Genomic DNA, 23,525 nt, shown 5'->3' on the forward strand with positions numbered 1-23,525 from the left:
ACAAGGAGCAAAAAACATGGCTATCAAAGTCGGCATCAATGGTTTCGGTCGCATCGGCCGCATGGTCTTCCGCGCTGTCACCAAGGATTTCCCCAACATCGAGATCGTTGCCATCAACGACCTGCTGGATCCTGACTACCTGGCCTACATGCTGAAGTACGACTCCGTGCATGGCCGCTTCAACGGCACCATCGCCGTGGACGGCTCCAACATGGTCGTCAACGGCAAGAAGATCCGCCTGACCGCCGAGAAGGACCCCGCCAACCTGAAGTGGAACGAAGTGGGCGCTGACATCGTCATCGACTGCACCGGCTTCTTCCTGACCACCGAGTCCTGCCAGGCCCACATCGCCGCCGGCGCCAAGAAAGTGGTCCAGTCCGCCCCGGCCAAGGACGACACCCCCATGTTCGTGTACGGCGTGAACCAGGACAAGTATGCCGGTGAGGCCATCGTCTCGGCCGCTTCCTGCACCACCAACTGCCTGGCTCCCGTGGCCAAGGTGCTGAACGACAACTGGGGCATCAAGCGTGGCCTGATGACCACCGTGCACGCCGCCACCGCCACCCAGAAGACCGTGGACGGCCCCTCCAAGAAGGATTGGCGTGGTGGCCGCGGCATCCTGGAAAACATCATCCCGTCCTCCACCGGCGCCGCCAAGGCCGTGGGCAAGGTGCTGCCCGAGCTGAACAAGAAGCTCACCGGCATGGCCTTCCGCGTGCCCACTTCCGACGTTTCCGTGGTCGACCTGACCGTGGAACTGAACAAGGAAGCCGCCTACGCCGACATCTGCGCCGCCATGAAGGCCGCCTCCGAAGGCGCCCTGAAGGGTGTGCTGGGCTACACCGACGAAAAGGTGGTCTCCACCGACTTCGTCGGCAACTCCGCTCCTTCCACCTTCGACGCCGAAGCCGGCATCGCCCTGGACGGCACCTTCGTCAAGGTCGTGGCCTGGTACGACAACGAGTACGGCTACACCTGCAACATGCTCCGTCTGGTGGAGCACGTCGCCAAATAAGTAAGCAGTAGTCAGTTAGCAGTCTGCAGTTGGTGGCGTTCGCTGCCGACTGTTGACTGTGAACTGCGAACTGCGAACTTTTTCGAGAGTTGTTCGCCGAGCTTCGCTCCGCAAACCGCTTTCCAAACAAACCCCACAGGAGTTCAACATGGCCAAATTCCTCCGCATGACCGACCTGGACCTCAAAGGCAAGCGCGTCTTCATCCGCGCCGATCTGAACGTGCCCGTCAAGGAAGGCAAGGTCACCTCCGACGCCCGCATCACCGCCTCCATGCCCACCATAGAGCACGCCCTCAAGGCCGGCGCCAAGGTCATGGTCACATCCCACCTGGGCCGTCCCACCGAAGGCGAGTGGACCGCCGAGGTCTCCCTGGCCCCCGTGGCGGAAGTCATGTCCCAGAAGCTGGGCAAGCCCGTACGCCTGATCAAGGACTGGGTCGATGGCGGCTTCGACGTGGCCGAGGGTGAAGTGGTCCTGCTGGAAAACTGCCGCGTCAACAAGGGCGAAAAGAAGAACGTGGAAGAGACCGCGAAGAAATACGCCGCCCTGTGCGACGTCTTCGTCATGGACGCCTTCGGTACCGCCCACCGGGCCGAGGCCTCCACCTACGGCATCGCCCAGTTCGCCCCCACCGCCTGCGCCGGCAAGCTGGTTTCCGAGGAACTGGAAGCCCTGGACAAGGCCCTGGCCAACCCGGCCCGCCCCATGGTGGCCATCGTCGGCGGCTCCAAGGTGTCCACCAAGCTCACCGTGCTGGAAGCCCTGTCCGAGAAATGCGAGCAACTGGTGGTGGGCGGCGGCATCGCCAACACCTTCCTGGCCGCCACCGGAAAGAACGTGGGCAAGAGCCTGTGCGAAACCGACCTGATCCCCACCGCCCAGGCCCTGATGGGCAAGATGACCGCCCGTGGCGCCACCATACCCATCGCCGTCGACGTGGTGTGCGGCAAGCAGTTCGATGCCAATGAAGCCGCCGTGACCAAGGACGCCGGCGCCGTCGCCGACGACGACATGATCTTCGACATCGGACCGAAGTCTGCCCAGGAACTGGTGGACATCATCATGAAGGCCGGCACCGTGGTCTGGAACGGCCCCGTGGGCGTGTTCGAGTTCGACCAGTTCGGCGCGGGCACCAAGGCCATCGCCATGGCCATCGCCAACACCAAGGCCTTTACCCTGGCAGGCGGTGGCGACACCATCGCCGCCATCCAGAAGTACGACATCTACGACAAGGTGTCCTACATCTCCACGGCCGGTGGCGCATTTCTGGAATACCTGGAGGGCAAGGTCCTGCCCGCCGTGGACATCCTGGAGAAGCGGGCCCAAGCGTAAGCAGTAAACGGTAAGCGGTGAGCGGAACTCCTCACCGCCCAGCCCTTTCCCGTTCACCGCTCACCGCTCACCGCCAACCAAAATGATTCGTAGAACAAAAATCGTCGCCACCCTGGGCCCCGCCTGCACTGACCCCAAGGTGCTGGACAAGATGATGGAGGCCGGGGTGGATGTGGTCCGCCTCAACTTCTCCCATGGCACCGCCGACGAACACCAGCAGCGCTGCGAACTTGTCCGTTCCCTGGCCAAGACCCGGGCCCGGGCCGTGGGGGTGCTGGTGGACCTGCAAGGCCCCAAGATCCGCATCGGCAAGTTCAAGGACGGCAAGATCTCCCTGAATCCCGGCGACAAGTTCATCCTGGACGCCGACTGCAAACTGGGCGACCAGGAACGGGTTGGCCTGGACTACAAGGAACTGGTCAAGGATGTGACCCGGGGCGCCACACTGTTGCTTGACGATGGCCGCCTCGAACTGTGGGTCGAGAGAGTCGCTGGCAACGAAGTCCACTGCAAGGTGGTACAAGGTGGCGTGCTGTCCAACAACAAGGGCATCAACCGCAAGGGGGGTGGCCTCTCCGCCTCCGCCCTGACGGACAAGGACATCGAGGACATCAAGACCGCAGCGGCCATCAAGGCGGACTACCTCGCTGTTTCCTTTCCCCGCTCCGCCGCGGACATCCAGCAGGCTCGGGACATCCTGCGGGCCGCAGGCGGCAAGGCCTGGATCGTGGCCAAGATCGAGCGGGCCGAGGCCATCGAGGCCCTGGAGGAAATCATCGCCGCCGCAGATGCCATCATGGTGGCCCGGGGCGACCTGGGTGTGGAGGTAGGCGACGCCGCCGTGCCCGCCTTGCAGAAGCGCATGATCCGGGCCGCGCGCGAACAGAACAAAGTGGTGATCACGGCCACCCAGATGATGGAATCCATGATCTCCAGCCCCATCCCTACCCGGGCCGAGGTTTCCGACGTGGCCAACGCGGTGCTTGATGGCACCGACGCCGTCATGCTGTCCGCCGAGACCGCCGCGGGCCAGTTCCCGGTGGAGGCCATCCAGGCCATGGACCGGGTGTGCCTGGAAGCGGAAAAGGAGATGGAGCCCACCTTTGGCAAGAAACTGCTGGACCGGGGCTTCCTTCGCACGGACGAGGCCATCGCCATGTCCGCCGTATTCACCTCCCTGCACCTGAACATCAAGGCCATCGCCGCCATGACCCAATCGGGTTCCACGGCCCTGTGGATGAGCCGCATGTCCACCAATGTCCCCATCTACGCCTTGACGCCCGAGGTGGAGACTCGTAGAAAGGTGACACTTTTCCGGGGTGTGTATCCAGTCAACTTCCGGCCAGCCAAGAACGATCGCGACATCCTCCTCACCGAGGCCGAAGACGAATTGCGACGACGTGGCGCTGTGCGGGACGGAGATCTGATCTTGCTGACCATCGGCGAGCCCATCGGTAAGCCAGGCGGTACCAACACCATGAAAATCGTACGCGTAGGCGAACGCAAAAAGGCGTAAGCCCCAGCATTCATTACTTGTTTAAGGAGAACGACAGATGGCTCTGATTTCCCTGCGTCAACTGCTGGACCATGCCGCCGAAAACGGCTATGGCCTGCCCGCTTTCAACGTCAACAACATGGAACAGGTCCAGGCCATCATGCAGGCCGCCGACAAGACCAACAGCCCGGTTATCCTGCAAGGCTCCGCCGGGGCCCGTTCCTACGCCGGCGAACCCTTCCTGCGCCACCTGATCCTGGCTGCCATCGAGTCCTACCCCCACATCCCGGTGTGCATGCACCAGGACCACGGCGCCTCCCCCAGCATCTGCTTCCGCTCCATCCAGTCCGGCTTCAGTTCCGTGATGATGGACGGCTCCCTGGGCACTGACGGCAAGACTCCTTCCACCTATGAGTACAACGTGGACACCACCCGCCACGTGGTGGAACTGGCCCATGCCTGCGGCGTATCTGTCGAGGGCGAGCTGGGCTGCCTGGGCTCCCTGGAAACCGGCAAGGCCGGCGAGGAAGACGGCCACGGTGCCGAAGGCGTGCTGGACCATTCGGCCCTGCTGACCGACCCGGATGAGGCCGCCGATTTCGTCAAGAAGACCCACGTGGATGCTCTGGCCATCGCCATCGGCACCTCCCACGGGGCCTACAAGTTCACTCAGAAGCCCACCGGCAAGGTGCTGCGCATCGACCGCGTGAAGGAAATCCACGCCCGCATCCCCAGCGTGCACCTGGTCATGCACGGTTCCTCCTCCGTGCCCGAGGACTGGCTCGCCATCATCAACAGCTACGGCGGCGACATGGGCCAGACCTACGGCGTGCCCGTGGAGGAAATCGTGGAAGGCATCAAGAACGGCGTGCGCAAGGTGAACATCGACACCGACCTGCGCATGGCCTCCACCGGTTCCATCCGCAAGCATCTGGCGGAAAACAAGTCCAACTTCGACCCCCGCAAGTTCCTGAAGGAAGCCACCAAGGCCATGAGCGGCATCTGTTCTGCCCGCTACGAAGCCTTCGGCGCCGCCGGCCAGGCCAGCAAGATCACCAAGGTCTACAGCCTGGAAGACATGCAGAAGCGCTACGACAAGGGCGAGCTGGATCCCAAGGTCAACTGATCTACGTCCAAAGAGAAAAGGCGGCTTCGGCCGCCTTTTCTCTTTGGCGAGCCGCCAGTCGGCAATTCGCAGTCGGCAGAACCGCGGATTTACTGCAAACTGCCAACTGTCCTCTGACCACTCTTTTGCCATGTCCAAAGCTCTCTACGAATCCTCCATCCAGTCCCTGCCCCTGATCCACAAGGGCAAGGTGCGAGACATCTACGCCATCGACGACAAGCGCATGCTCATCGTCACCACCGACCGCCTGTCCGCCTTCGACGTGGTCATGCCCACCCCCATACCGGGCAAGGGCAAGGTCCTCACCGCCGTGGCGGATTTCTGGTTCCGCAAGTTGGCCTCCATCATCCCCAATCAGCTCACGGATGATCGCCCCGAGGACGTTGTAGCCCCAGACGAGCGGGAACAGGTCGCAGGGCGCGCCATCGTGGTCAAGCGCCTCAAGGCCCTGCCGGTGGAAGCCATCGTACGAGGTTATCTGGTGGGTTCCGGCTGGGCGGACTACCAGAAGACCGGCAAGGTCTGCGGCATTCCCCTGGCTGACGGGCTGCAACAGGCGGACAAACTACCTGACCCCCTGTTCACCCCTTCGACCAAGGCTGCAGCAGGTGCCCACGATGAGAACATCGACTTCGCGCAGTGCCAGCAATTACTGGGCAAAGACATGGCCGCCAAAGTCCGGGATGCCGCCATCGCCCTCTACAAGGCGGCGGCGGAATTCGCGCTGACCAAGGGCATCATCATCGCCGACACCAAGTTCGAGTTTGGATTGGATGAGAACGGCTCCCTTACCCTCATCGATGAAGTCCTCACCCCTGATTCCTCCCGCTTCTGGCCCCTGGACCAATACAAGGTGGGCAGCAACCCGCCCAGTTTCGACAAACAGTACGTGCGGGACTGGCTCAGCAACTCTGGCTGGAACAAACAGGCTCCAGGCCCGGTACTGCCTGCCGAAGTTGTCGCCAAGACCGCCGAGAAATATGCCGAGGCACTGCGTCGCCTGACAACATAAAGTCAGGCACTTCACACCCTCTCGCCTATACTCCACCCGGGAGTCGGCCAGACAGCCGCTGTGTGCAGGCACAGAGGAAAGTCCGGGCTCCATAGGGCAGGGTGCCAGGTAACACCTGGGCGTTATAAGTCGGGACCTCGTCCCGGCCCAAGGCGACGGAAAGTGCAACAGAAACATACCGCCGATGGCTGGTCACCAGACCAGATCAGGTAAGGGTGAAATCGTGCGGTAAGAGCGCACGGCCGCGCTGGCAACAGTGGCGGCGGGCAAACCCCACCCGGAGCAAGGCCAAATAGGCAGACGCGTTCTTTGAACACCGGCGGCCCGCCGGAGTCTGCGGGTAGGCTGCTTGAGGCGGTGAGCGATCATCGTCCCAGATGAATGGCTGTCCACGACAGAACCCGGCTTATCGGCCGACTCCCACTTCTCCCTGTATTCCGGTTGTACCCAGCCATACCCCACTTCGCTCCACAACTTAAAGTAGCGCTTTAAGTTGTGGAGCTACCACCCCAATTTGATTATGTATTTTGCATCATGGGCATATTTCGTAAGTCCTTGAAGCCATTGCAATTTTTTCCTGAATCCGGGCTTGACCGTGGGATTTTGTGTTCATATAGTGGGAGGAAGTGGGAGATCGTGTGATCCGGTGTGGATCCGTGGATCGATAAAGGGGTGTCAGGAGACATGTTCAGAGGCTCGACGCAACTGGCGTTGGACGGGAAAGGGCGTTTGTCCATCCCGGCAAAATACCGCGAGCGCCTGATGGCGCGTTGTGGTGGCCACGTCATGCTGACGGCGGACCCCATCAACGGCTGCCTGCTGCTCTACCCCTATCCCGAATGGGAAATCGTCGAACGCCATATCAATGACTTGCCCGGCATGGATGCTGTGACCCGGCAATTGAAGATGCTGGTGGTGGGCTCGGCCGAGGAACTGGACATGGATACGGCCGGCCGCATCCTGGTGCCTCCCATGCTGCGCAAGTACGCCAAGCTGGACAAGGATGTGGTGCTGGTGGGCCAGGACAAGAAATTCGCCCTGTGGAGCGAACCGGCCTGGCATGCCCTGTTCGAACAGGCCGCCCAGTTGCCGGAAATGCTTAACGATGCCGCACGCAACGGCAGCCTGCCCGAGGAGCTCAAGGGCTTCTCGCTGTGAGCGCGGAGGCGGGACACGTCACCGTCCTCCTGGAAGAGGCGGTGGCAGCGATGAACGTCAGGCCGGAAGGCGTCTATGTTGACGCCACCTTCGGCCGGGGCGGCCACAGCCGGGCGGTGCTTTCCAGGCTGGGCTCCGGGGGCCGCCTCGTCGCCCTGGACCGGGATCCGGCGGCGGTGGCGGCGGGAGAGACATGGAGCGATCCGCGCTTCAGTCTCGTCCACACGGCCTTCTCGGGCCTGGGCGAAGCGGTGCGGTCGCAAGGTATGGACCAGGTGGACGGCGTGCTGTTCGACCTGGGGGTGTCCAGTCCTCAACTGGACGAAGGCTTGCGGGGATTCAGTTTCAGGTTTGATGCCCCGTTGGACATGCGCATGGACACGACCCGGGGCCAGACGGCGGCCCAGTGGTTGAACCAGGCGTCGGAAGAGGAGATTGCAAGGGTTGTCCGGGACTATGGCGAAGAGCGGTTTGCTCGGCAGGTTGCGCGGGCGGTTATTAAGGCAAGGGCCGAAACGCCCCTCGCGACGACCCGCCAACTCGCAACGCTGGTCGCCGGGGCCGTGCGCACCCGGGAGCGGGGCCAGGATCCGGCCACCCGCACCTTTCAGGCTGTGCGGATTTTCATTAACCGCGAGCTTGAGGAAATCGAGGCGGCCCTCCCTCAGGCCGTGGAATTGTTGAAACCGGGCGGGCGATTGGTGGTGATCAGTTTTCATTCTTTGGAAGACCGGATGGTGAAACGGTTCATGCGCAGAGAGTCGGAAGGGGAGCAGGTGCCGCCTGAAATCCCCGTGACTGCCGCTGCCCTGCGTCCGGGCCGCCTGCGCCTGGTGGGCAAGGCCGTCCGCCCCTCCGAGGCCGAGTGCCAGGCCAATCCCCGGGCCCGCAGCGCCACCATGCGGGTGGCTGAAAGGAACCCTTCCGGGACAGAAGCGCCATGGTCAAGTTGAACCTGCTCCTCATACTGGTGCTGCTGGTCTGCGCCCTTGCCGTTGTCTCAGCGCGCCATCAGGCGCGCAAATTCTTTGTGGAACTCCAGGCTGAGCAGGCCAGGGCCCGGGATCTGGACATCGAGTGGGGCCGCCTGCAACTGGAGATATCCACCTGGCTCATGCACAACCGGGTGGAGGAAGTGGCCCGCTCGCGCCTGCAGATGGCGGTGCCGGACCCGCGCCGGGTCTATGTGCTGCAGGAGGGCCCGCAATGAGTGCGAAGTCCCGGCGCGCACACCACGCCCAAGCCAATGACCACCCCCTGCTGCGCCTGGACCTGCAACGCTGGCGCCAGCGCCTCACCCTGACCCTGCTGTTCGCCGGCTTCACCGCCCTGTCTGCCCGGGCCGTCTATCTCCAGGCCTGGCACGATGAATTCCTGACCGAGGAAGGCGAGAAGCGCAGCCAACGGGTCATCCCCATCCCCGCCTACCGGGGCATGATCACCGACCGTCGCGGCGAGCCCCTGGCCGTGAGCACGCCGGTGGAGTCCCTGTGGGCCAACCCCCGGGAAGCGGATCCCACGTCCCAGCAGATCCAGGCCCTGGCCAGCATCCTGGAGAAGAACCCGGACCAGATCCGGCGCCAGTTCGCCGACAAGAGCCGGGCATTCGTCTACGTGGAACGCCTGGTGGATCCCCACAAGGCCCAGCAGGTCAGAAACCTGGAAATCGAAGGCCTGTACGCCAAGCCGGAATACCGACGCTACTACCCCGCCGGCGAAGTTGCCGCCCACATGCTGGGCATCACCAACATCGAGGACCAGGGCCAGGAAGGCCTGGAACTGGCCTACCAGACCTGGCTCACCGGCGATCCAGGGGCCGAGCGGGTCATCAAGGACCGGCGCGGCAACGCCGTGGAGAGCCTGGAACGAGTGAAGGCGCCCAAGCCAGGCCGGGACCTGGTGCTTTCCCTCAACCAGCACATCCAGTACCTGGCTTACCGGGAACTGGCGGACGCCGTCATCAAGTACAAGGCCAGGGCCGGCGCCGTGGTGGTGCTGGATGCCCGTACCGGCGAGATCCTGGCCCTGGCCAACACCCCCAGCTACAACCCCAACAGCCGTTCCACCTATTCCCCTGAACGCCTGCGCAACAGGGCCGTGACCGACGTGTTCGAGCCCGGCTCCACCATGAAGCCCCTGCTGGTGGCCGCAGCTCTGGAGGCCGGCGTGGTGAAACCCCACACCGTCATCGACACGGGCCCTGGCTGGTTCCAGATCGGCGACAAGCGAGTGTCCGACGTGCATGCCAAGGGCGTCATGACCGTGTCCCAGGCCCTCCAGGTATCCAGCAACGTGGCCGTGGCCAAGATCGCCCTGGAAATGCGCGGTGAGGACTACTGGCACCTGCTCACACGGGCCGGCCTGGGGGCGCCGCCCAAGTCCGGCCTGCCCGGCGAGGTGAGCGGCCGCCTGCGCCCCTACGCCACCTGGCGGCCCATCGAGAAGGCCACCATGGCCTACGGCCACGGCCTGTCCGTGAGCCTCCTGCAACTGGCCCACGCCTACACCGCCTTCGCCAACGACGGGGTCATGCCCCAGCTCACCGCCCTGCGCAGGGAGGGACAGGCCATCGGCAGCCGGGTCATGAATCCGGAGACGGCCCAGGCCGTGCTGGCCATGCTGGAAAGCGTCACCCAGGACGGCGGCACGGCGCCCCAGGCCCGGGTGGTGGGCTACCGGGTGGCGGGCAAGACCGGCACCGCCCACAAGCTCATCGGCGGCGCCTACGCCCCGGACAAGTACATCAGTTCCTTCGTGGGCCTGGCCCCCGCATCGGACCCCCGCCTGGTGGTGGCGGTGATGGTGGACGAGCCCAGCGGCCGGGACTACTACGGCGGCCTGGTGGCCGCCCCCGTGTTCTCCAAGGTCATGGCCGGTGCCCTGCGTTTCATGGCCGTGCCGCCGGACGCCTCCTTCGACCAGTTCAGCGCCCCGCCGGGGGCCGCGCCCGTGGTACCGGAGGCGGTATGAATCAGGTTCAAGGACCAAGGACCAAGGAGCAAGAGGAGAACGTGGTGGAAGAACTGCGCCGCCTGGCCCCCTCCGCCGCCGACATGACCGCCGACAGCCGCCGCGTGCAACGGGGCGACGTGTTCCTGGCCTATCCCGGCGGCGTGCACGATGGTCGCGCCCACATCGCCCACGCCCTGCAAGCCGGTGCCGCCGCCGTGGCCTGGGAACCGGACGGCTTCGCCTGGGATCCCGCCTGGCAGGTTCCCCACCTGCCCCTGGCCGACCTCAGGAACCGGGCTGCCGGCCTGGCCGCCGCCTGGCATGGCAACCCCTCGGAGGCTCTGTGGATGACCGGCATCACCGGCACCAACGGCAAGACCTCCGTTTCCCACTGGCTGGCCCAGGCCTTCACCCAGCTGGGTCGCAGGACCGCCGCCGTGGGCACCCTGGGCAACGGCTTCCCCGGCGAGATGGCAGCCACCACCCATACCACGCCGGACGCCGTTTCCCTGCAAGGCCTGCTGGCCAGCTACAGGGACGCTGGCGCGGCCGGCGTAGCCATGGAAGTCTCCTCCCACGGCCTGGACCAGGGCCGGGTGGCGGGTGTGGCCTACGACGTGGCCGTGCTAACCAACCTGTCCCGGGACCATCTGGACTACCACGGCACCATGGAGGCCTACGCCGCCGCCAAGGCCCGCCTGTTCCACTGGCCTGGACTCAAGGCCGTCGTGGTAAATGCCGACGACGACCTGGGCATGGCCCTCACCCACCAGGTGAAGGATGCGCGCGTCATCAGCTACGGCCTGCGGGCAGGCGACCTGCGGGCCCGGATGCAGGCTGACCGCCTGGGCCTGAAACTGGAGATCGTCTCCCCCTGGGGCAACGGCCATCTTGAAAGTCCCCTGCTGGGGGCCTTCAACGGCTACAACCTGCTGGCCGCCCTGGGTGCCCTGTTGGCCGCCGACATCCCCATGGCCGCCGCCCTGGCCGCCCTGGCCAAGGTGCGGGCCGCCGCCGGGCGCATGCAAACCGTGGAGGGCCATCCCGGCGCACCCACGGTCATCGTTGACTTTGCCCATACCCCGGATGCCCTGGAAAAGGTGCTGGCCGCCTTGAAGCCTCTCACCACAGGGAAACTGATCTGCGTGTTCGGCTGCGGTGGCGGCAGGGACACGGGCAAGCGCCCCCTCATGGGCGCCGCCGTGGCGGCTGGAGCGGACAAGAGCGTTGTCACCAGCGACAACCCCCGCAACGAAGAGCCCGCCCACATCGTCCAGGACATCCTGACAGGCATGCCCGACGGGCAGAGGGTGATCCTGGACCGGCGCGAGGCCATCCGCGCCGCCATTTCCCAGGCAGGCCCCGAAGACATCGTCCTGCTGGCCGGCAAGGGCCATGAGGACTACCAGGAGATTCACGGCGTAAAACGCCCCTTTTCCGACCTGGCCGAAGCCCAGGCCGCCCTGGCCCAATGGAGCAAGCATGATTGACAGCCCCCACGCTCCGCTGCCCCCCGAGCACCCCCAAGGGGCAGGCCGTATCCGTAATGCCGCTGAAGCGGCAACGGATACGCTCGGGGCGCAATGCCCGCCTAGGGGCAGCCCGGCGGCGGTCATGAAACTCCATGAAGCCGCCCATGCCCTGTCCGCCACCGCCGTGGGCGTGGACGTGGAATTCACCCGGGTGGAGACGGACACCCGCAAGCTCACCCCCGGCTGCCTGTTCGTGGCCTTGAAGGGCGCCAACTTCGACGGCCACGCCTTCGCCGCCAAGGCCCTGGAACAGGGTGCCGCGGCGGTCATGGTGGAAGCCGGCGCCGAACTCACCATTGCCCCCGCCCTGGTGGTCAAGGACACCCGCCTGGCCCTGGGCCGACTGGCCGCCTGGCACCGGGAACGCATGCCCGCCAGGCTGGCCGCCATCACCGGCAGCAACGGCAAGACCACCGTGAAGGAGATGCTGGCCGCCATCTGCCAGGCAGAGGCCGGCGACACCGCCGTGCTGGCCACCCGGGGCAACCTGAACAACGACATCGGCATGCCCCTGACCCTGCTGGGCCTGACCCCCGCTCACCGCTATGCCGTCATCGAGATGGGCATGAACCACCCGGGTGAGCTGTCCTACCTGACCCGGCTGGCCCGTCCCGACGTGGCCCTGGTGAACAATGCCCTGCGGGCCCATCTGGAAGGCCTGGGCAGCGTGGAGGCCGTGGCCCGGGCCAAGGGTGAGATCTACGAAGGCCTGAAGGCGGGTGGCGTGGCCATCCTCAATGCAGACGACGCCCATGCCGGCCTGTGGCGGAAGATGAACCAGGGCCGCCAGGTTATGAGTTTCGGTTTCGATGCCCAGGCGGATGTGAGGATTCTCGGTAGTGGGGAATGGGAAGTGGGGAATGGGAAAACCATTGGTACCGCCCCACCCCCTACTTCCTACTTTCCACTCGCCCTCGACACGCCCCTGGGGCGGGTCGAGACCGCCTTGCAGGTGCCCGGTGACCACAACTTCCGCAACGCCGCCGCGGCGGCAGCGGCGGCCCTGGCCCTGGGCATCCAGCCCGTGGCCATCGCCCAAGGGCTGGCCGCCTACGCCGGCACCAAGGGCCGGCTCCAGACCCACGCCTGTCTCATGGGCGCCACCCTCATCGACGACACCTACAACGCCAACCCGGACTCGGTGCTGGCCGCCGTTGGCGTGCTGGCTGCCCGGCCTGGCACCCGCATGCTGGTGCTGGGGGACATGGGGGAACTGGGGCCCGATGCACCCGCCCTGCACCGGGAGGTGGGTGAAAAGGCCAAGGCTGCCGGCATCGACCGCCTGCTCTGCCTGGGCGAAATGTCAGTGAACACCGTGCAGGGGTTCGGCGAGGGCGCCATGTACTTCGAGCGTATCGAGGAACTCCTGGCGGAGATCGAGCAGGCCCTGGGGCCGGACGTGTCAGTGCTGGTGAAAGGCTCTCGTTTCATGCAGATGGAGCGCGTCGTCAAATCCTTCGTGGAGACCCACCTATGCCAGGCGATGGGCCATCCCGAGCCTGGCATTGCGCCCCATCGGGGGGCAGTGAACACAAGTGATCGTGGGGGTGCACAACCATGCTCCTGATGCTCGCCCAGTGGATCGGCCACGACATCCGCCTGTTCAACGTCTTCAACTACATCACCCTGCGGGCGGTGCTGGCCGCCCTGACGGCCCTGGTTATTTCCTTCGTCGTGGGTCCCTGGATGATCCGCAAGCTCACCGCCCTGAAGGTGGGCCAGCCAGTGCGGGACGACGGTCCCCAGACCCATCTGGTGAAGGCGGGAACCCCCACCATGGGCGGCGCCCTGATCCTCTCCGCCATTGCCGTCACCACCCTCCTGTGGGCCGACCTGACCAACCGCTACGTGTGGATATCCCTGCTCACCCTGGTAGGCTTCGGCGCCATCGGCTGGGTGGACGACTGGCGCAAGGTGGTGGAGAAGAACCCCCGGGGCCTGGCCTCCCGCTGGAAATATTTCTGGCAGTCGGTGATCGCCATCCTCATCGCCGCCTGGCTCGCCTGGTCCGCCCACCTGCCGGCCCAGACCGAACTCATCGTGCCCTTCTTCAAACAGATCGTCATGCCCCTTGGCGTGGCGGGTTTCGTGGTGCTGGCCTACTTCGTCATCGTCGGCACCAGCAACGCGGTGAACCTGACGGACGGGGCAGACGGCCTGGCCATCCTGCCCACGGTCATGGTTTCCGGGGCCCTGGCGGTGTTCGCCTACGTGGCCGGCCACGCCGTGTTCTCCAAGTACCTGGGCCTACCCCACATCCCCGGCGCCGGCGAACTGGTGGTGTTCTGCGCCGCCATGGTGGGGGCCGGACTGGCCTTCCTGTGGTTCAACGCCTACCCGGCGGAAGTCTTCATGGGCGACGTGGGCGCCCTGGCCCTGGGGGCCGCCTTGGGGGTGGTGGCGGTCATCGTGCGGCAGGAGATCGTGCTCTTCATCATGGGCGGCGTCTTCGTGGCCGAGGCCATCTCGGTCATGGTCCAGGTAGGTTCCTTCAAGCTGCGGGGCAAGCGTGTGTTCCTCATGGCCCCCATCCATCACCACTTCGAGAAGAAGGGATGGAAGGAGACGCAAGTCGTCGTCCGCTTCTGGATCATCAGCATGATGCTCGTGCTGGTGGGCCTCTCCACCCTGAAGCTGCGGTGACACCATGAAGAAAGTCATGGGCGACGCCTCCAACTTCTCCGGCACCAAGGCCCTGGTGGTGGGCCTGGGCGACACGGGCGCGTCCTGCGTGCGCTGGCTGGTGGAGCGGGACGCCACCGTGCGGGGCACCGACTCCCGGGAGGAACCGCCCCATGCCCAGCGCCTGCGGGAGGCCTTCCCGGAAGTAGCCCTGAGCCTGGGCGGCTTCCAAGCCGAGGACTTTGCCTGGGCGGACCTGGTGGTGGTGAGCCCGGGAGTGGCCCTGGCCACCCCAGAAGTGGCCGCCGCGGTGGCCACCGGCAAGGACGTGGTGGGAGACGTGGAACTGTTCGCCCGGACCATCCGGGGTTCCAGCGCGAAGGTCATCGCCATCACTGGTTCCAACGGCAAGAGTACGGTCACTGCCCTGGCCGGCCATCTTTGCGCCGCCTACGGTCTGGACACGGTGGTGGCGGGAAACATCGGCCTGCCGGTGCTGGAAGCCCTGGAAGAACGGGAAACCCAGGGCAAGGCCCCGGACGTGTGGGTGCTGGAACTGTCCAGTTTCCAGCTGGAAACCACCCGCAACCTGGAGGCAGACGCTGCCACGGTGCTCAACATCTCCCAGGACCACATGGACCGGTACGCCGGCCTGGAGGAGTATGCCGCCGCCAAGACCCGCGTCTTCGGCGTGGAAACAGACCTGGGCCGGGCCAAACCTTCCTGCATCCAGGTGCTGAACCGTGACGACCCCTTGGTGATGACCATGGCCCGCCCGGGCCATACCCTGTGGACCTTCGGCATCGAGAGCGAATGCGCTGACCAGGAAGCCCTCCCCACCGGCCACTATTGCCTCATGCACCAGAAGGACCGCCTTTGGATGACGGAGGCAGGCCAGGGACTGCTGCCGGTGGACAAGCTCCCCATCGCCGGCCTGCACAACGCCGCCAACGCCATGGCGGCCCTGGCCCTTTGCCGGGGCATCGGCCTGGACTACGACGGCCTGATCCCCGCCCTGAAGACCTTCGAGGGCCTGCCCCACCGGGTGCAACGGGTGGCCGAGCTTGCGGACCGCATTTTCTATGACGATTCCAAGGGCACCAACGTGGGGGCCACGGTGGCTGCCCTGAAGGGTTTCACCGTGCCGGTGGTGCTCATTGCCGGCGGCGATGGCAAGGGCCAGGACTTCTCCCCCATGAAGGATGCCGTGGGCAATGTCCGTGCCGTGGTCCAGATCGGCCGGGACGGCCCCCACATCGAAGCGGCCGTGGCGGGGATTTGCCCTGTCTACCGGGCCGAATCCATGGAAGCTGCGGTGAACCAGGCCTATCGCCTGTCCAGGCCGGGTGACGCGGTACTGCTGTCACCGGCCTGCGCAAGCTGGGACATGTTCCGCAATTACGCCCACCGGGCCGAAGTGTTCGTGGCGGCGGTGGAAACCCTGGCCGCCCGCAGCGGTGAGCGCCGCTTCGGCGAACGCCGCAAGGACAACAGCCGCATCGTCTATCCGGATCGCCGCCAGGGCGAACGCAGGAGGGCCGGCCATGTTTCATAACGCCGCCCTGAAGCGCAGCGCCCTGACACCCTTCGACTGGGGCCTTGTGTTCGCCGCCACGGCCCTGCTGGTGCTGGGCACCATCATGGTCTATTCGGCTTCCGTCGCCATTGCCGATGCCAAGAGCACGGACCATCGGGCCACTTTCTATCTGGTGCGCCATGCCATGTACCTGGTGGTGGCCCTGGGCCTGGGATATGCCGCTTTCCAGGTGCCCACGGGAACCTGGCAGAAAATCGCGCCCGGCTTCTTCATCGCCTGCGCCGTGCTGCTCATGCTGGTACTGATTCCCTTCATCGGCAAGGAAGTCTACGGCGCCAGGCGCTGGATTCCCCTGGGCCCCCTGGGCAACCTGCAACCCTCCGAGTTGATGAAGCTGGCCACCATTCTCTACGCCGCCGATTACACGGTGCGCAAGGCGGCCTTCATGAAGAGCCTGAAGAAGGGCTTCATGCCCATGTTCCTGGTGATGCTGGGCCTGGGCGGCCTGCTGCTCATGGAGCCGGACTTCGGTGCCTTCGTGGTCATCGTCTCCATTGCCCTGGCCGTGCTGTTCCTGGGGGGCCTCAACGCCCGCCTGTTCGTGGGCCTGATCCTGCTGCTGGCCATCGGCTTCGTGCTGCTGGTGGTGCTGTCCCCCTATCGCCTGGCCCGGGTCACCAGCTACCTGGACCCCTGGAGCGACCCCTACGGCGCCGGCTATCAGCTCACCCATGCCCTCATCGCCCTGGGTCGGGGGGAGATTACCGGTGTGGGGCTGGGGGACAGCGTGGAGAAACTGTTCTACCTGCCCGAGGCCTATACCGACTTCCTGCTGGCGGTGATCGGCGAGGAGCTGGGTCTGGTGGGGGTCATGGTGGTGATCCTGCTGTTCGCCTGGCTCACCTGGCGTGCCTTCTCCATCGGCTGGCAGGCGGGCCTCATGGGCCGCAACTTTCAGGCCCTGGCCGCCCAGGGCGTGGGCGTGTGGATGGGCGTGCAGTCTTTCATCAACATGGGTGTGAACCTGGGCCTGCTGCCCACCAAGGGGCTCACCCTGCCCCTGATGAGCTACGGCGGCTCCGGCATCGTCGCCAATTGCCTGGCCCTGGCCCTGTTACTGCGCATCGACCATGAAAATCGTTGCCTGATGAAGGGGAAGCGGACATGAACACCCCGTCCCGCACCCTGCTCATCATGGCCGGCGGCACCGGTGGCCACGTCATGCCCGCCCTGGCCGTGGCCGAGCGCATGCGCGCGGACGGCTGGCGCGTGGTATGGCTGGGCACCAGGGCAGGCATGGAGGCCCGGCTGGCTGTAGAGAAGGGCTTCGACATGGCCTGGGTGAAGGTGGCCGGCGTGCGGGGCAAGGGCCTGTTGGCAAAACTCATCCTTCCCCTCAACCTGCTGGTGTCCTTCTGGCAGGCTGCCCGGGCCATTTTCCGGGAGCGTCCCGACGTGGCCCTGGGCCTGGGGGGTTACGTGGCCTTCCCCGGCGGGATGATGGCCTCCCTGCTGGCCAAGCCCCTGGTGATCCACGAGCAGAACGCCGTGGCCGGGCTGACCAACAAGGTGCTGTCCCATTTGGCGGACCGGGTCCTGCTGGGCATGCCCCTGGCCGGCGGCGACGCCGCCCTGGGCAGGACCACGGAATGGGTGGGCAACCCGGTGCGACCCGAGATCGCCGCCCTTCCCGCCCCGTCCGCGCGGATGGCTGGACATGAGGGCCCGCTGCACCTGCTGGTGATCGGCGGCAGCCTGGGCGCTTCCGCCCTCAATGAGCGCGTACCCCAGGCCCTGGCCCTTGTTCCAGAGGGGCAGCGCCCCCTGGTGCGTCACCAGTCCGGCCACAAGCACCTGGACATCCTCAAGGGCCACTACGCCGAAGCCGGCGTGGAAGCCGAATGCCTGGACTTCATCGGCGACATGGCGGCGGCCTTCGAATGGGCCGACGTGGTGATCTGCCGGGCCGGAGCACTGACCGTTGCTGAAATCGCCGCCAGCGGTTCCGCCGCCCTGTTCGTGCCCTTCCCCTACGCCGTGGATGACCACCAGACCGCCAATGCCCGCTTTCTGGCCGACGCCAGCGCAGCCTGGTTGAAGCAGCAGGACGAACTCACCCCGGAAGGCCTGGCCGAGTGGCTGCTGGGCCTGGACCGGGACGAAATCCTGGCGCGCGCGGAAAAGGCCCGCGGCCTGGCCCGGCCGGACGCCACGGCCCGGGTGGCAGAAGTGGTGAAGGAGTTGGCGAAATGAACATCGTGAAGGGTGAAGGGTTAAGGGTTAAGGGTGGAACACCTGGGGCTTCTCATGCCCTTCCCCCTTCCCCCTTCCCCCTTCCCGCGACCGGAGGTCGCACATGAAACACAAGGTCCGGCATATCCACTTCGTGGGCATCGGCGGCGCCGGCATGAGCGGCATCGCCGAAGTGCTCGTCAACCTGGGCTACCAGGTGACCGGCTCCGACGCCGCCAGCAACGCCGTCACCCGCCGCCTCCAGGCCATGGGCGCCCAGGTGTACCAGGGCCATGCCGAGGCGAACATGCAGGGGGCCGACGTGGTGGTGATCTCCAGCGTCATCAACGAGGACAACCCGGAGGTCCGGGCAGCCCGGGCGGCCCGCATCCCAGTGGTGGCCCGAGCCATGATGCTGGCGGAACTGATGCGCTTCAAGCAGGGCATCGCCATCGCCGGCACCCATGGCAAAACCACCACCACCAGCCTGGTGGCCAGCGTGCTGAACGAGGCCGGCTGCGATCCCACCTTCGTGATTGGTGGGAAATTGCTGGCCGCCGACGCCAACGCCCGCCTGGGCCAGGGGGAATACCTGGTGGCCGAGGCGGACGAATCCGACGCCTCCTTCCTGCACCTGTCGCCGGTGATCAGCGTGGTGACCAACATCGACGCGGACCACATGGATACCTACGGCCACGATTTCGAGCGGCTGAAGAGCGCCTTCGTGGACTTCCTCCACCGCCTGCCCTTCTGGGGCATGGCCGTGCTGTGCGCCGACGACCCGGTGGTGCGCGAACTGCTGCCCCGGGTGGACAAGCCGGTGATGACCTACGGCACCACCGACGATTGCAGCTTCCAGGCCATCGACATCCGCGCCGAGGACGGCGGCATGGCCTTCACCGCCCTGCGCAACGGTGAGCGTGCGCCCATCGACATCAAGTTGAACCTGCCGGGCATGCACAACGTGCTCAACGCCCTGGCCGCCATCGCCATCGCCTGGGAACTGGCCATTCCGGATGCTGCCGTGCAGCGGGCCCTGGCCGGCTTCAGTGGCGTGGGGCGCCGCTTCCAGCGCTACGGCGACATCACCCTGGGAGACGGGCGCCGCTACACCCTGGTGGACGACTACGGCCACCACCCCGTGGAGATGCAGGCCACCCTGGCCGCCGCTCGGGGTGCCTTCCCCGGCCGCCGCCTGGTGCTGGCCTTCCAGCCCCATCGCTATACCCGCACCCGGGACCTGTTCGAGGATTTCGTGCGGGTGATCAGCCAGGCGGACGCCGTCCTGCTCACCGAGGTCTATGCCGCCAGCGAGGCCCCCATCGTCGCCGCCGACGGCCGCAGCCTGGCCCGGGCCCTGCGGGTGGCGGGCAAGGTGGAGCCGGTGTTCGTGGAAGACGTGAACGACCTGCCCGCCACCGTGGCGGACTTCGTCCAGGACGGTGACGTGGTGCTGGTAATGGGTGCGGGTTCCATCGGCCAGATTCCTGCCCGGCTGGCGGAAGGGGTGACCGCATGATGGCGGAGTCCATGGCCATGCCTGCCGTCGAGGCTCCGGGCAAGAAGCTGGAGATGAGCGCCGACATGCGTCGCTACACCAGCTGGCGTGTGGGGGGGCCAGCGGACCGCCTTTACCATCCTGCCGACCGGGAAGACCTGTGCGCCTTCCTGAAGACCCTGCCCCCCCACGAACCCCTCTTTTTCATCGGCCTGGGCAGCAACCTGCTTGTGCGGGACGGCGGCATCCGCGGCACGGTGATCCACATGCATGCCGCCCTCAGCGAGATCCGCATCGAGGAACGCCGCCAGGAACGGCGGCCTGACCAGGGCCCTTCCCGCATGGGCGTGATCTATGCCGAAGCGGGCGTGGCCAGCCCCAAGGTGGCCCGCTTCGCCGCCAGCCACGACCTGGTGAACGCGGAATTCCTGGCGGGCATCCCCGGCACGGTGGGCGGCGCCCTGGCCATGAATGCCGGCTGCTACGGCCACGAGACCTGGTCCTATGTGAGCCAGGTGCTCACCGTGAACCGTCAGGGCATCACCTTCAAGCGCTCCCCCAAGGAATTCCGCGTGGCCTATCGCCACGTGGAAGGCGACGACCACCGGGACGAGTGGTTCCTGGCGGCCTGGTTCCTGTTCCCCCGGGGTGACGGCCAGGCCAGCCGGGAGGAGATCAAGCGCCTGCTGGACCGGCGTCTGGCCAGCCAGCCCCTGAACCAACCCAACGCGGGCTCCGTGTTCCGCAACCCGCCCGGGGACCACGCCGCCCGGCTCATCGAGAGCTGCGGCCTGAAGGGGTTCCGCATGGGGGATGCCCAAGTTTCGGAAAAGCACGCCAATTTCATCGTCAACCTTGGCCAGGCCAGGGCATCGGACATCGAGGATCTGATCGAAACGGTACAGGCGCGGGTGGCCGCCCGCACCGGCGTGCAGCTGCAACGTGAAGTCAAAATCATAGGTGACCGCCCCCAGGCGTCCGGTTCCCGGACTCCACCCCCCGAGGGGGGTAAGAAAACTGGGCACGGCCCTGCGTTTTCTAGTGAGAAGCATCGTGAGTGATTCATTCGGCAAAGTAGCCGTACTCTTCGGCGGCACCTCGGCGGAGCGGGAAGTCTCCCTGAAAAGCGGCAACGCGGTCCTGGCCGCCCTCAAAAGCCGGGGCGTGGACGCCCATGCCTACGACCCGGCGGAACGTCCCCTGCACCTGCTCAAGGAGGAAGGCTTCCAGCGGGCCTTTGTCATCCTCCACGGCCGGGGCGGCGAGGACGGCACCGTGCAGGGTGAGCTGGAACTGCTGGGCATTCCCTACACCGGCAGCGGTGTCATGGCCTCGGCCCTGGGCATGGACAAGTGGCGCACCAAGCTGGTGTGGCGGGGCGCGGACCTGCCCGTGCCGGACTACGCCCTGCTGGACGACCGCAGCGACCTGGCGGCAGTGGAAACGCAGCTGGGCCTGCCCCTGTTCGTGAAGCCCGCCAACGAGGGTTCCAGCGTGGGCATCAGCAAGGTGAAAACCCCCGGCGAACTGGCCAAGGCCTACAAGGACGCGGCCCAGCACGACAAGCTGGTGCTGGCGGAACGCTTCCTGGGAGGCGGCGAGTACACCGTGGCCATTCTGGGCGACCGCCCCCTGCCCGTCATCCGAATCGTTCCCGCCACGGAGTTCTACGACTACGAGGCCAAGTACTTCCGCGACGACACACGCTACCTCTGCCCCTGCGGCCTGCCTGCGGACCAGGAGACCCGCATGCAGGCCCTGGCACTGAAGGCATTCCAGGTGCTGGGTTGCCGTGGCTGGGGACGGGTGGATGTGCTGCTGGACGATGATGGAACCCCCTATCTGCTGGAGATCAACACCGCTCCGGGCATGACGGACCACAGCCTGGTGCCCATGGCCGCCCGGGCCGCCGGCATCGACTTCCCCGACCTGTGCGTACAGGTATTGGAGATGGCCCATGTGGGATGACCCCATCGCCCTCAACCGCATCAGCCGGATCATCCTGGCGGCCACGGCACTGTACGTGCTGTGGGTGGCGGGCAGGGCCGTGCTTGAGATGGGCTTTCCCTTCCGCCAGGTCACGGTCCACGGAGCGGCCCATGACGCCACCCAGGCAAGCATCCAGCCCCTTGTCCGGCGCATGAGTGGCGGTTTCTTCTCCATGAACCTTGAAGCCGTGCAGGACGATTTCCAGACTCTGCCCTGGGTGCGCCGGGTGGATGTGCACCGGGTCTGGCCCGGCAGGCTGGTGGTGACGCTGCAGGAACACAAACCCGCCGCCGCATGGAATGACCGGGCCAGCCTGAACGACCACGGCGAGGTGTTCCCCGTGGAGCCAGGCCCCAACCTGCCCCGCGTCTACGCCCCGGACGGCATGGAGAAACTGGTGACCAGGCGCTTCGTGGAGTTCAGCCAGATCGTCTCCCCCCTGGACGTGCGGGTGGAGCAGGTGGTGGTCAGCGCCCGCCAGTCCTGGCGCGTGCGCTTGACCGGCGGCATCACCGTGGAACTGGGACGGGAGCGCATCAACGAGCGGCTGGGCCGTTTCGCCCAGGCCTATCCCCAAGCATTGGCGGCGGTGGGCCCGTTCCAGCGGGCGGACATGCGCTATCCCAACGGTTTCGCGGCCCAGGTGGAATCGCGCGGCACCACGGCTAACAAGGCAAGCAAGGCATGAAACAGATTCGCGAAAACAAGGAACTCATCGTCGGCCTGGACATCGGCACATCGAAGATCGTGGCCATGGTGGGCGAAGTACTGCCCGAGGGCGGCCTGTCCATCATCGGCATGGGCCAGGCGCCGTCCCGGGGCCTGAAGAAGGGCGTGGTGGTGAACATCGAGTCCACCGTTTCCGCCATCCAGCGGGCCCTGGAAGAAGCGGAGCTCATGGCCAACTGCAAGATCACCCAGGTCTACACGGGCATCGCCGGCAGCCACATCAAGGCCCAGAACTCCAGCGGCATGCTTCCCATCCGCGACCGGGAGGTGTCCCAGGCGGACGTGGACCGGGTCATCGAGATTGCCCGGGCCCTGAACATCCCCGCCGACCAGCAGATCCTGCACGTGCTGCCCCAGGAATTCATCATCGATGGCCAGGACGGGGTGCGGGAGCCCCTGGGCATGTCAGGCGTGCGCCTGGAGGTGAAGGTGCACATCGTCACCGGCGCCGTGTCAGCCGCCCAGAACATCGTCAAGTGCGTGCGCCGCTGCGGCCTGGAGGTGAGCGACCTGGTGCTGCAGCCCCTGGCCTCCAGCCACGCCGTGCTGAATGACGACGAAAAGGACCTGGGCGTATGCCTGGTGGACATCGGCGGCGGCACCACGGACATCGCCGTGTTCACACGGGGCGCCATCCAGCACGTGGCGGTGATCCCCGTGGCCGGCGATCAGATCACCAACGACATCGCCATGACCCTGCGCACACCCACCCGGGAAGCGGAGGATCTGAAGATCCAGCATGGCATCGCCTTGCGCCAGCTGGCGGCCCGGGACGACATGATCGAAGTGCCGGGTATCGGCGAGCGAGGCCCCCGCATGCTGTCCAAGCAGCTCCTGTCCGAAGTCATCGAGCCCCGGGTGGAGGAACTGTTCAGCCTGGTGCAAGCGGAACTTCGCCGTTCCGGTTTCGAGGAGCAGATCTCCTCCGGCCTGGTGCTCACCGGCGGTTCAAGCCTCATGAAAGGCATGGTGGAACTGGCGGAGGAAGTCTTTCATATGCCTGTGCGGGTGGGCATTCCCGAGTATGTAGGTGGCTTATCCGAGCGGGTACGCAACCCCCGCTACGCCACCGGAGTAGGTCTGCTGCTGGCGGGTCTGGGGAAGCACGAGATCGACCAGGCGGCCCGCATCCAGGGGGCCAGTTTCAAGCAGATCCTGGAAAGGATGAAGGCATGGTTCCAACAAAATTTTTGAATCGGGAATGGGGCATGGGGAATGAGGGATGGGATGTGTCACCCATGCCCCATTACCCATTCCTCATCACCGGTGTTTTCGCGCGCGTAGTACCCGTTAAT

The 23,525-nt window shown here is 65.7% G+C and carries 20 protein-coding genes and 1 other RNA gene; all 21 read left to right on the forward strand.

Annotated elements, in window-relative coordinates; all coding sequences use genetic code 11:
* Positions 1 to 16 precede the first annotated feature (16 nt).
* The 21 genes from gap to ftsA all read left to right on the forward strand — a co-directional run bounded on the left by gap (position 17) and on the right by ftsA (position 23,424).
* Positions 17 to 1,015, forward strand: a complete 999-nt coding sequence (gene gap, locus H6935_09840; GenBank protein MCP5278647.1) for a type I glyceraldehyde-3-phosphate dehydrogenase — start codon at positions 17 to 19, stop codon at positions 1,013 to 1,015.
* 148 nt (positions 1,016 to 1,163) lie between these two features.
* A complete protein-coding gene (locus H6935_09845; protein MCP5278648.1) occupies positions 1,164 to 2,348 on the forward strand; it encodes a phosphoglycerate kinase in 1,185 nt (394 codons plus the stop codon).
* A gap of 82 nt (positions 2,349 to 2,430) precedes the next feature.
* Positions 2,431 to 3,864 (forward strand): pyruvate kinase, encoded by a 1,434-nt coding sequence (gene pyk, locus H6935_09850; GenBank protein MCP5278649.1) that lies wholly within the window; start codon positions 2,431 to 2,433, stop codon positions 3,862 to 3,864.
* 37 nt (positions 3,865 to 3,901) lie between these two features.
* Complete coding sequence (locus H6935_09855; protein MCP5278650.1) at positions 3,902 to 4,969, forward strand: fructose-bisphosphate aldolase class II; 1,068 nt, start codon at positions 3,902 to 3,904, stop codon at positions 4,967 to 4,969.
* A gap of 130 nt (positions 4,970 to 5,099) precedes the next feature.
* Complete coding sequence (locus H6935_09860; protein ID MCP5278651.1) at positions 5,100 to 5,981, forward strand: phosphoribosylaminoimidazolesuccinocarboxamide synthase; 882 nt, start codon at positions 5,100 to 5,102, stop codon at positions 5,979 to 5,981.
* A gap of 39 nt (positions 5,982 to 6,020) precedes the next feature.
* Positions 6,021 to 6,406, forward strand: an RNA gene (gene rnpB, locus H6935_09865) — RNase P RNA component class A.
* Positions 6,407 to 6,665: 259 nt separating this feature from the next.
* On the forward strand, positions 6,666 to 7,139 hold the full coding sequence (gene mraZ / locus H6935_09870) for a division/cell wall cluster transcriptional repressor MraZ (GenBank protein MCP5278652.1): 474 nt from the start codon (positions 6,666 to 6,668) through the stop codon (positions 7,137 to 7,139).
* Entirely contained in the window at positions 7,136 to 8,092 is a 957-nt protein-coding gene (gene rsmH, locus H6935_09875; GenBank protein MCP5278653.1) for a 16S rRNA (cytosine(1402)-N(4))-methyltransferase RsmH, read from the forward strand. Before mraZ ends, rsmH begins: the two co-directional genes overlap by 4 nt.
* A complete protein-coding gene (gene ftsL / locus H6935_09880; protein MCP5278654.1) occupies positions 8,080 to 8,349 on the forward strand; it encodes a cell division protein FtsL in 270 nt (89 codons plus the stop codon). The genes rsmH and ftsL overlap by 13 nt, the downstream gene beginning before the upstream one ends.
* The gene (locus H6935_09885; GenBank protein MCP5278655.1) at positions 8,346 to 10,109 is read left to right on the forward strand and encodes a penicillin-binding protein 2; all 1,764 of its coding nucleotides are present in this window, start codon (positions 8,346 to 8,348) and stop codon (positions 10,107 to 10,109) included. Before ftsL ends, H6935_09885 begins: the two co-directional genes overlap by 4 nt.
* On the forward strand, positions 10,106 to 11,581 hold the full coding sequence (locus H6935_09890; GenBank protein MCP5278656.1) for a UDP-N-acetylmuramoyl-L-alanyl-D-glutamate--2,6-diaminopimelate ligase: 1,476 nt from the start codon (positions 10,106 to 10,108) through the stop codon (positions 11,579 to 11,581). The genes H6935_09885 and H6935_09890 overlap by 4 nt, the downstream gene beginning before the upstream one ends.
* Positions 11,582 to 11,705: 124 nt before the next feature.
* A complete protein-coding gene (locus H6935_09895) occupies positions 11,706 to 13,190 on the forward strand; it encodes a UDP-N-acetylmuramoyl-tripeptide--D-alanyl-D-alanine ligase (protein ID MCP5278657.1) in 1,485 nt (494 codons plus the stop codon).
* Positions 13,181 to 14,266 carry a phospho-N-acetylmuramoyl-pentapeptide-transferase gene (locus H6935_09900; protein ID MCP5278658.1) on the forward strand — a complete coding sequence of 362 codons (1,086 nt, stop codon included), beginning with the start codon at positions 13,181 to 13,183 and terminating at the stop codon, positions 14,264 to 14,266. Before H6935_09895 ends, H6935_09900 begins: the two co-directional genes overlap by 10 nt.
* A 16-nt stretch (positions 14,267 to 14,282) precedes the next feature.
* On the forward strand, positions 14,283 to 15,800 hold the full coding sequence (gene murD / locus H6935_09905; protein MCP5278659.1) for a UDP-N-acetylmuramoyl-L-alanine--D-glutamate ligase: 1,518 nt from the start codon (positions 14,283 to 14,285) through the stop codon (positions 15,798 to 15,800).
* Entirely contained in the window at positions 15,790 to 16,950 is a 1,161-nt protein-coding gene (ftsW, locus tag H6935_09910) for a putative lipid II flippase FtsW (protein ID MCP5278660.1), read from the forward strand. The genes murD and ftsW overlap by 11 nt, the downstream gene beginning before the upstream one ends.
* Positions 16,947 to 18,035: an undecaprenyldiphospho-muramoylpentapeptide beta-N-acetylglucosaminyltransferase gene (gene murG / locus H6935_09915; GenBank protein MCP5278661.1), complete on the forward strand. Its 1,089-nt coding sequence runs from the start codon at positions 16,947 to 16,949 to the stop codon at positions 18,033 to 18,035. The genes ftsW and murG overlap by 4 nt, the downstream gene beginning before the upstream one ends.
* 103 nt (positions 18,036 to 18,138) lie before the next feature.
* Positions 18,139 to 19,533 (forward strand): UDP-N-acetylmuramate--L-alanine ligase, encoded by a 1,395-nt coding sequence (locus H6935_09920; protein MCP5278662.1) that lies wholly within the window; start codon positions 18,139 to 18,141, stop codon positions 19,531 to 19,533.
* 11 nt (positions 19,534 to 19,544) lie between these two features.
* Entirely contained in the window at positions 19,545 to 20,573 is a 1,029-nt protein-coding gene (murB, locus tag H6935_09925) for a UDP-N-acetylmuramate dehydrogenase (protein ID MCP5278663.1), read from the forward strand.
* Positions 20,566 to 21,480 (forward strand): D-alanine--D-alanine ligase, encoded by a 915-nt coding sequence (locus tag H6935_09930; protein MCP5278664.1) that lies wholly within the window; start codon positions 20,566 to 20,568, stop codon positions 21,478 to 21,480. Before murB ends, H6935_09930 begins: the two co-directional genes overlap by 8 nt.
* Entirely contained in the window at positions 21,470 to 22,189 is a 720-nt protein-coding gene (locus H6935_09935; GenBank protein ID MCP5278665.1) for an FtsQ-type POTRA domain-containing protein, read from the forward strand. Before H6935_09930 ends, H6935_09935 begins: the two co-directional genes overlap by 11 nt.
* Positions 22,186 to 23,424: a cell division protein FtsA gene (gene ftsA / locus H6935_09940; GenBank protein ID MCP5278666.1), complete on the forward strand. Its 1,239-nt coding sequence runs from the start codon at positions 22,186 to 22,188 to the stop codon at positions 23,422 to 23,424. The genes H6935_09935 and ftsA overlap by 4 nt, the downstream gene beginning before the upstream one ends.
* Positions 23,425 to 23,525 lie beyond the last annotated feature (101 nt).

It is taken from the genome of Thiobacillus sp., assembly GCA_024235835.1.
Taxonomy (GTDB): domain Bacteria; phylum Pseudomonadota; class Gammaproteobacteria; order Burkholderiales; family Thiobacillaceae; genus PFJX01.